This is a genomic window from Microbacterium sp. KUDC0406 (genome assembly GCF_021582875.1).
Lineage (GTDB): Bacteria > Actinomycetota > Actinomycetes > Actinomycetales > Microbacteriaceae > Microbacterium.
The window spans coordinates 434705-448254 of record NZ_CP091138.1 but is presented as its reverse complement, the minus strand read 5'-3'; the positions used below and the strand labels follow the sequence as shown (position 1 = coordinate 448254).

Below are 13550 nucleotides of genomic sequence, written 5' to 3'. Positions count from 1 at the left end.
CGGACGCTCACAGATCCGACGAGGTGGACCACAGGTTCACGTCGATGCCGTTCGCGATCCCGTCGATCCTGGCGAGCTCCTCGGTGCTGAACCCGGGTCCGTTCACCGCGGCGATGTTCTCGTCGAGCTGCTCGGGGCGCGAGGCGCCGATCAGTGCCGAGGCCACGACCGGATCGCGCAGCGTCCACTGCAGGGCGAACTGCGCGAGTGTCTGCCCCCGCTCGACGGCGATGTCGTTGAGATCGCGCAGCACGGCGAGGCCCTGCTCGGAGAGCGGCCGGTCGGGCAGCGAGCCTCGCTTCTGCGCGCGCTCGGCGGTGCCGTCGGCGAGGTACTTGCCGGTCAGCAGCCCCTGTGCGAGCGGGGTGAACGCGATCGCTCCCATGCCCTCGGTGCGCAGGGTGTCGGTGAGGCCGTCCTCGATCCAGCGGTTGAGCATGGAGTACGACGGCTGATGGATGACCAGCGGGGTGCCCAGCTCGCGCGCGACCGAGGCCGCCGCCTCGGTGCGCTCGGCGGAGTACGACGAGATGCCGACGTAGAGCGCCTTGCCCTGACGCACCAGGGTGTCGAGCGCGCCGATGGTCTCCTCGACGGGCGTCACCGGGTCGACGCGGTGCGAGTAGAAGATGTCGACGTAGTCCAGGCCCATCCGGGTCAGCGACGCCTCGGCGCTGGCCAGGATGTACTTGCGGCTGCCCAGGTCGCCATAGGGTCCGGGCCACATGTCCCAGCCGGCCTTCGACGAGATGATGAGCTCGTCGCGGTACGGCTTCAGGTCCTCGGCGAGGATGCGCCCGAAGTTCTTCTCGGCGGAGCCGTACGGGGGGCCGTAGTTGTTCGCCAGGTCGAAGTGCGTGATGCCCCGGTCGAAGGCGTGCCGCAGCAGGGAGCGCTGGTTGTCGAGCGGGATGTTGTCACCGAAGTTCCACCACAGGCCGAGCGAGATCGGCGGCAGGTAGAGCCCGGAGGTGCCGACCTGACGATAGGCGAACTGTCCGTAGCGGCTCTCATCGGCGGCATAGGGACGGTGGATCTCCGGGACGTCCGGACGAAAGCGCGGCTCGGTCATCCCGCAAGATTACCGGCTCGGAGAGGAGACCTCAGTCGGCGGCGAGCGCGACGCGGTGGTAGTCCTCGACGGTGAGGTCCTCACCGCGTGCCGTCGGCGCCACGCCGGCGGATTCGAGCACGGCGGATGCCTCGGCCGAGCTGCCGAACAGGCCCGACAGCGCCTGCCGGAGCATCTTGCGGCGCTGGTTGAAGGCGGCATCCACGATCGCGAAGGTACGGCGCCGCTCGTCCTCGGAACCGCGCGGCGCAGCATCCCGCTCGAATCCGACGAGCAGGCTGTCGACGTTCGGCACGGGCCAGAACACCTGCCTCGACACCGTGCCGCGCAGGTGCCATGGGCCGTACCAGGCGGCCTTGACGCTCGGCGCTCCGTAGATCTTCGATCCGGGCTTCGCCGCGAGGCGCTCGGCGACCTCGGCCTGCACCATCACCACACCGCGAGTGATGCCGGGGAAGGTCTCGAGGAAGTGCAGCAGCACCGGCACCGAAACGTTGTAGGGCAGGTTGGCGACGAGCACCTCGGGGTCGCCCGGCAGCTCGGTCACGCGCAGCGCGTCGGCGTCGACGACGGTGAGCGCGCCATCCGGCACGCCCTGCTCGGCGGCGGTCCTCGGCAGCCGCTCCGCGAGGCGGTGGTCGATCTCGACGGCGGTGACGGATGCCCCGGTCTCGAGGACCGCGAGGGTGAGCGAGCCCAGCCCGGGTCCGATCTCGACGACCCGCTCCCCCGCCTGAACACCCGCGGCGTGCACGATCTTGCGCACGGTGTTCGCGTCGACGACGAAGTTCTGCCCGAGCTTCTTGGTGGGCGTGACGTCGAGCTCGGCGGCGAGGCGGCGGATGTCGGCGGCGCCGAGCAGAGAGACGGTCATCCGTTCACTGTACCTATCGTCGACACGGGGCTCGATCGTCGACATCGCTTCTCGACGCGGGTCTAGCCTGACCATCATGACCACAGGATCGATCCCCTCAGACGTCTTCTCGCTGCGCAGCCCGTACGGCCGCCGGGCGATAGGGCTCTCGATCGCTGCCGCCGTCGGCGGGTTCCTGTTCGGCTTCGACTCCTCGGTGATCAACGGCGCCGTCGACTCGATCTCGAAGGACTTCGCGCTGAACGACGTGATCACCGGCTTCATCGTCGCGATCGCGCTGCTCGGCTGTGCGGTCGGAGCGGTCATCGCGGGCAACCTCTCGGATCGATGGGGCCGGCTGCGCGTCATGTTCCTGGGCGCCGTGATGTTCTTCGTCAGCTCGGTCGGTGCGGGTCTGGCGTTCTCGCCGTGGGACCTCGCGCTGTGGCGGGTGATCGGCGGTCTCGGCATCGGCATCGCCTCCGTCGTCGCTCCGGCGTACATCGCCGAGATCGCGCCGCGTCAGATCCGCGGAGCGCTCGCATCGCTGCAGCAGCTCGCGATCACGCTCGGAATCTTCGCCGCGCTGCTCTCCGACGCCCTGCTCGCCAGTGCCGCCGGAGGTGCGGACAGCACGCTGTGGTTCGGACTCGAAGCGTGGCGCTGGATGTTCCTGGTCGGTGTGGTCCCCTCGGCCGTGTACGGCATCCTCTCCTTCACCGTTCCGGAGTCCCCGCGCTTCCTGCTGTCGAAGGGACGCCGTGACGAGGCCAGGGCGATCTTCACCCGCCTGATCCCCGCCGCCGATCTGGAGCTGACGATCAACGAGCTGCAGAACGCGATCGAGGCGGACCGCAAGAACGCGGGCGTCTCGATCCGCGGTCCGGTGCTGGGACTGCAGTCGATCGTCTGGGTCGGCATCATCCTGTCGGCGTTCCAGCAGTTCGTCGGCATCAACGTGATCTTCTACTACTCGACGAGCCTCTGGCAGTCGGTCGGATTCGACGAGAGCAACTCCTTCGCGATCAGCGTGGCGACCTCGGTGACGAACGTGCTGGTGACGCTCGTCGCGATCTTCCTCGTCGACCGCGTGGGCCGGAAGCCGATCCTGCTCACGGGCTCCGTGCTGATGACCGTGTCGCTCGGGCTGATGGCGATCGCCTTCCTGTTCTCGACGACCGACGCCGAGGGTGCGGTGAGCCTGCCCGCACCGTGGGGGCCGATCGCCCTCATCGCGGCGAACGTGTTCGTGATCGGATTCGGGGCGTCCTGGGGACCTCTGGTCTGGGTGCTGCTGGGCGAGATCTTCCCGAGCCGCATCCGCGGCAAGGCCCTCGGGGTCGCCGCGGGCGCGCAGTGGATCGCGAACTTCCTCATCACGATCTCGTTCCCGGCGATGTCCGCGTGGTCGCTGCCGCTCACGTACGGCATGTACGCCGTGTTCGCGGCGCTGTCGTTCGCGTACGTGGCCTGGCGCATCCCCGAGACGAAGGGGATGGACATCGAACAGACCGAGACGCTGTTCATCCGCGCCGGGACCCGCACCGTGGAGTGACTGCGCTGTCCGAGGCGTGCCCTAGGCTCGTGCGGTGACCTCCCTCGGCGAACTGATCGCACCTCGCCGCCTCGGGCGTGATTTCCGCTGGCTGATGTCGGCGGCGTGGACGAGCAACATCGGCGACGGCATCGCGCTGGCCGCCGCCCCGCTGCTGATCGCCTCGATGACCTCCTCGCCGATCCTGGTGGCGTCCGGGGCGATGCTGCAGTTCCTGCCCTGGCTGCTCTTAGGCCTGTACGCCGGCGCGATCGCGGATCGCGTCGAACGCCGGATGCTGGTGATGCTCGCTCACGGTATCCGCGCGGTGGTCGTGCTCGCGCTGGTGGTGTTCCTCGTCACCGGCACCGCGAACGTGTGGATCGTGCTGGCCGTCTCGTTCCTGTACGGCACGGCAGAGGTGTTCGCCGACACCACGAGCAGCACGCTGCTGCCGATGATGGTGAAGCCGGCCGACCTCGGGATCGGCAACGCCCGGCTGCAGGCCGGGTTCCTGGTGGCCAACCAGCTCGCCGGTCCTCCGCTCGGCGCGTTCCTGTTCGCGATCGGCAGCTTCTGGCCCTTCCTGCTGCAGGTGCTGTGCGTGTCTCTCGCGGTGCTGCTGGTGTCGCGCATCGCTCGGCAGCCGGTGCCGGCCCGGGAGAACCCGGATGCCGGGAAGACGCACATCCGTCACGACATCGCCGAGGGCATCCGCTGGGCGTGGCGCAACAAGCCGGTGCGCACCCTGATCATCATCATCCTGGCGTTCAACATCACCTGGGCGGCCCCCTGGGGCGTGCTGGTGCTGTACGCCACCGAGCACCTCGGGATGGGACCGGTCGGCTACGGTGCGCTGACGACGGCATCCGCGCTCGGCGGCCTGCTGGCGACGGCGAGCTTCGGCTGGCTGGAGCGGCACGTGTCTTTCGCGACGCTGATGCGGGTCTGCCTGACGCTCGAGGTGCTCATGCATCTCGCCATGGCGCTGACCACAACCGGATGGGTCGCCCTGATGATCCTGTTCGTCTTCGGCGCGTACGCCTTCGTCTGGGGCACGATCTCGACGACTGTGCGACAGCGGCTGGTCCCGCACGAGCTGCAGGGCAGGGTCGGTTCGGTGAACATGGTGGGCGTGTTCGGCGGCATGGTGCTGGGTCAGGCGCTCGGCGGCGTCATCGCGGAGGTCTGGGGGCTCACAGCGCCGTGGTGGTTCGCGTTCGCCGGCGCGGCGATCACGCTCCTGCTGATGTGGCGTTCGATCGGCCACGTCGCCGCCGCGAAGCCGGTGATCGGCACAGAGCCGGTCGCGGAGGTCTAAGCCAGTCGGGCGTCCAGCCCGTTGCGGACCGCCGGCCACTCGTTCGGGAGGATCGAGTACGCAGCAGTGTCGCGCAGCGATCCGTCCGGCATGATCCGATGGTTGCGCAGGATGCCGTCGAGCTTGGCGCCCAGTCGCTCGATCGCCGCGCGCGAGTGCCGGTTGTGGAAGTGCGTCAGCAGCGAGACGGCGATCGCATCGCACTCGTCGAAGGCGTGAGCGAGCAGGAGGCGCTTCATGGCGGGGTTGACCTCGGAGCCCTGCGCGGAGGCGCCGATCCAGGTGTAGCCGATCTCGACGCGTCGGTTCGGCTGATCGATGTTGCAGTACGTGGTCATGCCGACCACCTCGCCGGTGGACAGCCGGCGCACCGCGAACGGATTCATCATCCCGGAGTCGCGAAGCGCGATCCGGCTGTCGATCTCGGCGGGCACCGCATCCGCGGCGGGGACGAAGGTGTACCAGAGCGGCTTCAACGAGGCGGCTGCGCACGCCAGGTCCTCCGCGTGCTCGTGGCCGAGCGGTTCGAGCCGCACACGGCCGTCGTCCAGGGTGATCTCATCGAGGAAACGCACTCGCCCAGATTAGTGGTGATTCCGCGACGGCCTTGACCTGATCAGAACGCCCCATAGACCTCGAGCGTGTTGGCGGCGAGCTGCGCGCACAACTCGTCGACGTCCATGGCGAGCTCCGCGGCCATGAACCGCACCGTGATCGGCACCAGGTAGGGGGCGTTCGGGCGACCGCGCAGTGGCACCGGGGTCAGGAACGGGGCATCCGTCTCGACGAGGATGCGCTCCAGCGGCGTCACGTGCAGCGCATCGCGCAGGTTCTGCGCGTTCTTGAACGTGACGTTGCCCGCGAAGGACAGCCAGTACCCGGCATCCGCGGCGATGCGCGCCATGGCGTCATCGCCCGAGAAGCAGTGGAACACGGTGCGCTCGGGGGCGCCGACCCTCGTGAGCGTCTCTAGCACGTCGTCGTGGGCGTCGCGGTCGTGGATCTGCATCGCGATGCCGTGCTTCTTCGCCAGCGCGATGTGCGCCTCGAAGGACTCGTGCTGCGCGGGGCGCCCTGGCTCCTCGGTGCGGAAGTAGTCCAGTCCGGTCTCCCCGATCGCACGGGTGCGCGGACGGGCGGCGAGCTCGTCGATCACCGCGATCGCCTCGTCGAGTCGGCCATCGGCGGCGTAGACGGGAGCGTCGTTCGGGTGGATCGCGACGGCGGCCAGCACGCGGGCGTCCTGCTCTGCAGCGGCGACCGCCCAGCGGGACGACTCGATGTCGCCGGATGCCTGCACGACACCGGCGATCCCGACGGCGGCGGCACGGTCGAGCTGCTCGGTCAGGCTCAGCCCCTGGGCCCCTGAACCCGTCGAAGGGCCGTCGGTGATCTCCAGGTGGGCGTGGTTGTCGTACACGGGAACCGTGAGAGGCTCCGGCGCCGGCGGGTAGCGCAGATCCTTGCGCCCGTCAGCGGACCGCTCCTTGACGTAGGTGTCTGCCATGCGTTTCGTCTCCTCGCTTCGCTCGTCGCTCAACGACCGGGAAGTTTCATCCCGGTCGTTGAGCGAGCGAAGCGAGACGAAACGCGTCGGATGTCAGACGGTCTGCTCCACACGCGGGAACAGCGGAGCGAGAGCGCTCACCCGCGTGCCGGGCTGCAGGATGCCCCAGGCGCCGGCCTCGCGGATCGGCTGCGCGGTGAGCGCGCCGAGCGACTCGGCGCCGAGAGCCTCCCAGAGCTTCTGGGTGGACTGCGGCATGACCGGTGACAGCAGCACCGCGAGCGCGCGCAGCCCTTCGGCGCAGGTGTACAGCACGGTCGCGAGGCGGTCGCGCTGGGACTCGTCGCGGGCCAGGGCCCACGGCTCGTTGTCGGTGATGTAGCCGTTCAGCTCGTCGACGATGGTCCAGATCGCGCGGATGCCCTCGTCGATGCGGAAGCTGTCGATCGCGGCATCCGCGTTCTTCGCCGCGTCCACGACGACCTGCTGCACGGCGAGATCCTGCTCGGAGTACTCCGACGGAGTCGGCACGACGCCGTCGAAGTACTTCTCGATCATCGCGACCGTGCGCGAGGCCAGATTGCCGAAGCCGTTCGCGAGCTCCGCCTGGTAGCGGGCGGACAGGTCCTCCCACGAGAACGAGCCGTCCTGGCCGAACGCGATCGCCGAGAGGAAGTAGAACCGGTACGCGTCCGAGCCGAACACGTCGGTGATCTCGGTCGGTGCGATGCCGGTGAGCTTCGACTTCGACATCTTCTCGCCGCCGACGAGCAGCCAGCCGTGCGCGAACACGCCCTTGGGCACGTCCAGACCCGCGGCCATCAGCATGGCCGGCCAGATCACCGCGTGGAAGCGCAGGATGTCCTTGCCGACCACGTGGTAGCCCGGCCAGCGGCGGTCGAAGGTCTGCTGGTCGGAGCCGTAGCCGATCGCTGTCACGTAGTTCAGCAGCGCGTCGACCCACACGTAGATCACGTGCGACTCGTCCCAGGGCAACGGGATGCCCCAGTCGAAGGTCGAGCGGGAGATGGAGAGGTCCTTCAGACCCTGGCTGACGAACGAGACGACTTCGTTGCGCGCCGAATCGGGCGCACGAAGTCGGGCTCGGTCTTGTAGAGCTCGAGCAGGCGGTCCTGGAACTCGCTGAGCTTGAAGAAGTAGTTCTTCTCCTGCAGCAGCTCGAGCGGCTTGGAGTGGATCGCGCACACCTTCAGTCCCTCGAACGGACCGGTGCCGTCGACGATCTCGGACTCGGGCTTGAACTCCTCGCAGCCCACGCAGTACAGCGCCTCGTACTCGCCGGCGTAGATGTAGCCCGCGTCGTACAGCTTCTGGAAGAAGACCTGCACGTTGCGCTCATGCCGCTCCTGCGTGGTGCGGATGAAGTCGTCGTTGGCGACGTCGAGCGTCTTCAGCAGCGGGAACCAGCTCTCGGTGACGAGCTTGTCCACCCACTCCTGCGGCGTGACGCTGTTCGCCGCTGCCGCCCGCAGCATCTTCTGACCGTGCTCGTCGGTGCCCGTGAGCATCCAGGTGTCGTCCCCCGACTGGCGGTGCCAGCGCGCGAGCGTGTCCACGGCGACGGACGTGTAGCCGTGGCCGATGTGCGGCACGTCACTGGGTAGTAGATCGGCGTGGTGATGTAGAACGATTCGCCTGCGGGCATGCGTTCGATTCTAGGCGGGATCGGGGTATGGGTTTTCCGCGTGACGGTTGGGCGGATGCTGGGGCGTGACGAGATCGGATGCGGAGAGGTTCGCGCTTCGGGACGTTCCCTGCGCTCGCAGAGCGGGGCCCCTCCGCTTCGCTCCTCCCCGATGCTCGCTCCGGGAACATCCCGGCGCGCTTGAGCTTCTGGTCGAGGGCCTCGGCGCTTCGGGATTGGGGGATGTGGGGTTGCCTCGGCGTGCGTTCGAGGGTTGGGTATGGGGCATGGGAGAGTCTGGAGCTCGGGGGATCGGCGCAGTGGGGCGCCTGTGGATCTGGATCGGGGTGATCGCGATCGCGGTGATCGTCGCGATCGCACCCTTCACCGGATCATCGGTGGAGTGCTTCGATTCGAGCGATCCCGACGCCAGCTACTGCACCAGCGTGCCGTCGATCGGCTGGCCGGCCGCCTGGGTTCTCGCCGGGATCTGCACGTTCGCGGCCGGTTTCGCGCTGTATCGGATCATCATGCTCCGTCGGCGCTGACCGTCTCGGAGATCTGCAGCATCTCGGATGCTGGAAGTCAAGTGGTGTGTGCATCAGGCAGCGAGGAGGAACTCGTGGGTCTGCTGCACGCATAGGTGACACCTGATCTGTGGTGCTGAGTGCGCTGCTGGGAGGATGTCATCATGCCCAAGCCCTATCCCCGTGAGTTCCGCGACGATGTCGTGCGGGTGGCTCGTCAGCGCGAGGACGGTGTGTCGATCAAGCAGATCGCGACCGACTTCGGAATCAGCGAGACGTGCCTGCAGAACTGGCTTCGCCAGGCCGATGTGGAAGACGGCGCCAAGCCCGGCGCGACCCGGGCCGAGGCTGACGAAGCTCGCGAGTTGCGCAAGCGGGTGCGGCTGTTGGAGCAGGAGAACGAGGTGCTCCGTCGTGCGGCGGCGTACTTCGCTCAGGCGCATCTGCCGGGAAAATGACATACCCGCTCGTGACAGAGCTCGCTGCCGACGGGATCCCCGTCGCAGTGACGTGCCGGGTCCTCAAGCTCTCCCGCCAGCCCTACTACCGGTGGCTGGCCGACCCCATCACGAATGCTGAGCTGGTGGAGGCGTATCGGGCAAACGCGCTGTTCGACGCGCACCGTGACGATCCTGAGTTCGGGCATCGTCTCCTGGCCGACGAGGCCCGCGACGCCGGGGAACCGATGGCGGACCGGACCGCGTGGAGGATCACGTCAGCGAACGGCTGGTGGTCGGCGTTCGGGAAGAAGAAGGGACGTAACGGCAAGAGGCCCGGACCGCCGGTCCACGACGACCTGTGCGCGGTGACTGACGAGGACGGGCGGGTCCGACACGAGTTCACCGCTGACAGCCGGAACCGGCTCTGGCTGACCGACATCACCGAGCACCGCACCGGCGAGGGCAAACTCTACCTCTGCGCGGTCAAGGACGTGTTCTCGGGCAAGATCGTCGGCTACTCGATCGACTCGCGGATGAAGTCCCGGCTGGTCGTGAACGCGATCAACAACGCCGCCGCGCTGCGCGGTGACGTCGCCGGTTGCGTGCTGCATAGCGATAGGGGCAGTCAGTTCCGTTCCCGGAAGGTCATCCGGGTGCTGGCTCGTCACCGTATGGTCGGCTCGATGGGCCGAGTCGGCGCGGCCGGTGATAACGCCGCGATGGAGAGCTTCTTCGCGCTGCTGCAAAAGAATGTCCTCAATCGGCGGTCCTGGGCCACCCGGGAAGAGCTGCGGATCGCGATCGTGACCTGGATCGAACGGACCTACCATCGGCGCCGTCGGCAAGCACGTCTGGGCCGTTTGACGCCGGTCGAATTCGAGACCATCATGAACCAGAACCTGGCCCTCGCGGCCTAACCGAAACTGTCACCTATCCGTGCAGCAGACCCCGTTGAGTGCTTGGGCGGGCGTTCTCAGGTTGAGGGTGGGGCGCGGGCGGGCGTTGAGTTTGTCGGCGACGTGGCGTAGGTCGTCGGCGGTCCAGAGTGACAGGTCGCTGCTCTTGGCGAACCAGTGTCGGAGGAGCCGGTTGGTGTTCTCGTTCGTGCCGCGTTGCCAGGGCGAGTGCGGATCACAGAAGTAGATCGGTGCCTGCAGATCGAGCTGGATGTCGACGTAGTCAGCAAGCTCTGTTCCTCGGTCCCAGGTGATCGAGCGGCGCAGATGGTCGGGCAGTTTGCCCATCTCGCGGATCATCGCGCGGGCGACTTGATCGGCCGTGTGGCAGTCAGGCAGGTGCAGCAGAATCGTGAATCTGGTGAGGGTGTCAGATGTTCTGTGTAAGGGGTGAGGTCTCAGCTCGAAGGAGCACAGTATGGAAACCATGGCAGTCAGTCCGGAGCGCGAGGAGCGTCGTCGCAGGCAGAAGGAGATCGCGGACCAGCTGAAGTCGTCGGGCGCGTTGGATGAGATCTTCGCGAAGATCGACGCGGGCGAGCCGCTGACCGGTGAGCAGGGGCTGCTCGGTGGGATGCTGAAGGCCGCGCTGGAGCGGGGCCTGGACGCAGAGCTGACCGAGCACGTGGGCTACGACCGGCGGCGACCCGGAAGCGCCGCTTTACCCGAACTCCCGGAACGGAACGACGCCGAAGACGGTCTTGACCGAGATCGGTGACATCGACCTCGCCGTCCCGCGCGACCGGAACGGCACCTTCACCCCGATGCTGGTCCCCAAGGGCGAGCGGCGGCTGGATGGGCTGGACGGGATGATCATCTCGCTTTACGCCGGTGGAATGACGATCCGCGATATCCAGCATCACCTCGCGAACACGATCGGCACGGATCTGTCTCACGAGACGATCTCGAAGATCACCGATCAGGTCCTCGAGGAGGTCCTGGCCTGGCAGCACCGGCCGCTGGAGGCGCTGTATCCGGTGATCTATCTGGACGCGATCATCGTGAAGGTCCGTGACGGCGGGCACGTGCGCAACAAGGCCGCGCATATCGCGGTCGGCGTCGACATGGACGGCATCAAGCATGTCCTCGGGATCTGGGTGCAGCAGACCGAGGGAGCGAAGTTCTGGGCGACGGTCTGCGCCGAACTCGCCAACCGCGGCATCCGCGACGTGCTCATCGTCTGCTGCGACGGGCTGACCGGGTTCCCCGACGCGATCGCGGCGACCTGGCCGCAAGCGACGGTGCAGACCTGCGTCGTGCACCTGATCCGCGCGGCGATGCGGTTCGTTGCCTACGGCGACCGCAAGGCCGTCGCCGCGGCGCTCAAGCCGATCTACCAGGCCGCGAACGAGGACGCCGCGCTCGAAGCGCTGGAGACGTTCGAGAACTCGGAACTGGGCCGGCGTTACCCGTCGGCGGTGAAGTCGTTCCAGGACGCGTGGGATCGGTTCACTCCGTTCCTCGCCTTCCCGCCCGAGCTGCGACGGGTGATCTACACGACCAACTCGATCGAGTCGCTGAACTACCAGCTCCGCAAGGTCACCAAGTCCCGCGGGCACTTCCCGAACGATCAGGCCGTCGTGAAGCTGCTCTGGCTCGCGATCTGCGACATCGAAGACAAGCGAGCCCGCGACCGTCAGAAGGAACGCGGGCTACCCGCCAGCCGCCGCAAAGCGTCCGGACGGCTCGTCGAGGGGCAAGTCACGACGAACTGGAAACGCGCGCTCGAGCAACTCGCCCTCGCCTACCCCGACCGCATCAACCCCCACCTCTAACCCCTGACCGAATCCCGCTTACACAGACAACTTGACAAGCTCAATCTGGTGGTCCGCTCGACCAGGGTCCCGATCGCAGACCTGTTCCCGGACCCGAGGATCAGATCCCCCTCCCAATGCCCAGGGACCGCACGGTCTTCGACCTCCGCAGGGCGCTGGCTGATCTTCAACGCCTCTTTGAAAGGGCTCGATGAGCGCTTAGCCGCACCGTCGCGAGTCTTGCGTGAGGTTCTGCCCGTGGACAGCTGACGGGCCAGGTCCTGACGCAACTGTCCGCGCCCTTGAACGTAGAGGGCTTGGTAGATCGTCTCGTGACTCACCCGCCAAGTCTGCTCGTCCGGGTGGTCGATTTCGAGGATCGTCGCGATCAGCTTCGGGCTCCACCCGTCATCGACCCACTCCGTGATCTGCGCGGCCAAGGCCGGATTCGCGATGAGCTTGAACTCCTTTGGACGCCGCCGGTCACGCTGCGCAACCAACTCCGCGACAGCAGCGTGATACTGGCCGTCCGGGCCGCGATGGCGGGCAAGCTCCCGAGAGATCACAGACTGATCCCGCCCGATCAGCCGGCCGATCGCTCGCTGTGACAGGCCCGCACGGACACCGACTTGGATCTCGATCCGTTCCTCGAGGGTCAACCCGCGCCCTGGGACAGAGTCAGGGCGCAGCGGATCAGGCACAGGCTTCTGGCGGCGATACACAGGCATGCCGACACTGTCCCGCCACCACACACCGATCGTGTTGTCGGACACGCCCGTGACCCGTGCCGCGCCCCCGAACGAGAGACCCCGACACACCGCCAGCAGAGCCGCATCCCGAACCGCCACCGAATACGCCATAACGACCTCCACACCAACCGATGCATCGACCGTATGAATCCACGATGCTTCCGGGGCGAGCGCTCCGCGATCGTGCAGGAATCCGAGATGATGCGCAGCGGTCAGCGACGCCTCGCCGCGAGAGCACCGTGCGGGCGGACACTCGCGGCCCCCGGTCGGCGGTCGCGGCGCTCGGTGTGCGTGACGGTAAGGCCTGCGGCGTCGAGCAGAACGGCGAGTGCCTCGGCTGACCAGAAGTACGCGGGGGCGACGACGTGGGCGAAGGGCTCGCGCGGGGTGCCGTCGAAGAAGCCGATCAGGATGCTGCCGCCGGGCGCGAGCACGCGGGCGAACTCGACGAGGATCGCGGGCAGGTCCTCGGGCGGGGTGTGGATGAGCGAGTACCAGGCGAGGATGCCGCCGAACGAGGCATCCGGGAACGGCAGCCTCCGGAACGATCCGACCGTGAACTCGCGACCGGGATGGCGCGCTCGTGCTGCCTCGATGAACTCTGCGGAGAGGTCGATCCCCTGCGCGTCGTGCCCGTCGTCATGCAGGAACGCGGTCCACAGGCCCGGCCCGCAACCGGCATCCAGGAGCGGCCCCGTCGTCGCGTCGCGCCAGCATCCGATCAGCTCGATGTCGGGCGCCTCCATCTGGTCGAGGTTGCCGATGAGCGCGGTGTACTCCGCGGCGCGGGAGTCGTAGGCGGCGGCGATCCGCGAGTCGGTCACGCGGCGACTGTACCGGTCGCCGGCGACACCACCACCTGCCGACGGCGACACGTGGTGCAGTCGTCGCGACGTGGTGCGATCGTCGAGCGGGACGGGTACGGTCGGGACATGAGCCGGGCAGAACGGGCGTGGATCTGGATCGCCGTGATCGTCGCGGCAGGGATCGTCGCGATCGCTCCGTTCACCGGATCGACTGGTATGTGCCTCGATGCCGGCGAGGGCAACCCGGATGCGAGCCACTGCACCTCAGGACCGGCGCTGGGCTGGCCGGTCTCCTGGACGATCGCCGTCATCTGCGCCGCGGTCGCGGCATACGCCGCATACCGGTTGATCCGCACCCTCCGCAGGCGCCCGACCTGACCCTCGCA

11 protein-coding genes and 3 pseudogenes are annotated in these 13550 nt (G+C 67.6%); 6 read left to right on the top strand and 8 right to left on the bottom strand.

The window, feature by feature from the left end:
• Positions 1–7: 7 nt before the first annotated feature.
• Positions 8–1072, bottom strand: coding sequence for an L-glyceraldehyde 3-phosphate reductase (gene mgrA / locus L2X99_RS02375; protein ID WP_236125225.1), 1065 nt, complete (start codon positions 1070–1072; stop codon positions 8–10).
• Between the two features lie 31 nt (positions 1073–1103).
• Entirely contained in the window at positions 1104–1946 is an 843-nt protein-coding gene (gene rsmA, locus L2X99_RS02370; RefSeq protein ID WP_236135588.1) for a 16S rRNA (adenine(1518)-N(6)/adenine(1519)-N(6))-dimethyltransferase RsmA, read from the bottom strand.
• A gap of 76 nt (positions 1947–2022) precedes the next feature.
• Between rsmA and L2X99_RS02365 the strand changes: the two genes are divergently transcribed.
• Together L2X99_RS02365 and L2X99_RS02360 are read left to right on the top strand one after the other, a co-directional pair.
• Complete coding sequence (locus tag L2X99_RS02365) at positions 2023–3480, top strand: sugar porter family MFS transporter (RefSeq protein ID WP_442923485.1); 1458 nt, start codon at positions 2023–2025, stop codon at positions 3478–3480.
• A gap of 34 nt (positions 3481–3514) precedes the next feature.
• Complete coding sequence (locus L2X99_RS02360; RefSeq protein ID WP_236125226.1) at positions 3515–4780, top strand: MFS transporter; 1266 nt, start codon at positions 3515–3517, stop codon at positions 4778–4780.
• Here L2X99_RS02360 and L2X99_RS02355 read toward each other — a convergent pair.
• The 3 genes and pseudogenes from L2X99_RS02355 to metG form a co-directional block, all read right to left on the bottom strand.
• Positions 4777–5355 carry a GNAT family N-acetyltransferase gene (locus L2X99_RS02355; protein ID WP_236125227.1) on the bottom strand — a complete coding sequence of 193 codons (579 nt, stop codon included), beginning with the start codon at positions 5353–5355 and terminating at the stop codon, positions 4777–4779. The genes L2X99_RS02360 and L2X99_RS02355 overlap by 4 nt on opposite strands.
• 41 nt (positions 5356–5396) lie before the next feature.
• Entirely contained in the window at positions 5397–6287 is an 891-nt protein-coding gene (locus L2X99_RS02350; protein ID WP_236125228.1) for a TatD family hydrolase, read from the bottom strand.
• A gap of 93 nt (positions 6288–6380) precedes the next feature.
• Positions 6381–7953, bottom strand: a pseudogene (gene metG / locus L2X99_RS02345) (methionine--tRNA ligase).
• A gap of 299 nt (positions 7954–8252) precedes the next feature.
• Between metG and L2X99_RS02340 the strand changes: the two are divergent.
• Both L2X99_RS02340 and L2X99_RS02335 read left to right on the top strand, forming a co-directional pair.
• Positions 8253–8480 (top strand): hypothetical protein, encoded by a 228-nt coding sequence (locus tag L2X99_RS02340; RefSeq protein ID WP_236125230.1) that lies wholly within the window; start codon positions 8253–8255, stop codon positions 8478–8480.
• 143 nt (positions 8481–8623) lie between these two features.
• A protein-coding gene (locus L2X99_RS02335) for an IS3 family transposase (protein WP_236125095.1) occupies positions 8624–9816 on the top strand; the annotation gives its coding sequence in 2 pieces (ribosomal slippage) (positions 8624–8908 and positions 8911–9816; 1191 coding nt in all).
• Positions 9817–9825: 9 nt separating this feature from the next.
• Here L2X99_RS02335 and L2X99_RS02330 read toward each other — a convergent pair.
• Positions 9826–10218: pseudogene (locus tag L2X99_RS02330) on the bottom strand (IS30 family transposase); the annotation flags it as partial.
• A gap of 64 nt (positions 10219–10282) precedes the next feature.
• On the opposite strand from L2X99_RS02330, the pseudogene L2X99_RS02325 reads away from it, so the two are divergent.
• Positions 10283–11630, top strand: a pseudogene (locus L2X99_RS02325) (IS256 family transposase).
• Here L2X99_RS02325 and L2X99_RS02320 read toward each other — a convergent pair.
• Positions 11627–12382 (bottom strand): IS30 family transposase, encoded by a 756-nt coding sequence (locus L2X99_RS02320; RefSeq protein WP_236125231.1) that lies wholly within the window; start codon positions 12380–12382, stop codon positions 11627–11629. The pseudogene L2X99_RS02325 and the gene L2X99_RS02320 sit on opposite strands and share 4 nt — an antisense overlap.
• A 188-nt stretch (positions 12383–12570) precedes the next feature.
• Positions 12571–13182, bottom strand: coding sequence for a class I SAM-dependent methyltransferase (locus L2X99_RS02315; protein ID WP_236125232.1), 612 nt, complete (start codon positions 13180–13182; stop codon positions 12571–12573).
• A 108-nt stretch (positions 13183–13290) separates the two neighbouring features.
• Between L2X99_RS02315 and L2X99_RS02310 the strand changes: the two genes are divergently transcribed.
• Positions 13291–13542 carry a hypothetical protein gene (locus L2X99_RS02310; protein WP_236125233.1) on the top strand — a complete coding sequence of 84 codons (252 nt, stop codon included), beginning with the start codon at positions 13291–13293 and terminating at the stop codon, positions 13540–13542.
• Positions 13543–13550: the final 8 nt, after the last annotated feature.

Coding starts and splice junctions, on each gene's coding strand:
- mgrA (WP_236125225.1), bottom strand. CDS start 1,072: ATGACCGAGCCGCGCTTTCGTCCGGACGTCCCGGAGATCCACCGTCCC.
- rsmA (WP_236135588.1), bottom strand. CDS start 1,946: ATGACCGTCTCTCTGCTCGGCGCCGCCGACATCCGCCGCCTCGCCGCC.
- L2X99_RS02365 (WP_442923485.1), top strand. CDS start 2,023: ATGACCACAGGATCGATCCCCTCAGACGTCTTCTCGCTGCGCAGCCCG.
- L2X99_RS02350 (WP_236125228.1), bottom strand. CDS start 6,287: ATGGCAGACACCTACGTCAAGGAGCGGTCCGCTGACGGGCGCAAGGAT.
- L2X99_RS02310 (WP_236125233.1), top strand. CDS start 13,291: ATGAGCCGGGCAGAACGGGCGTGGATCTGGATCGCCGTGATCGTCGCG.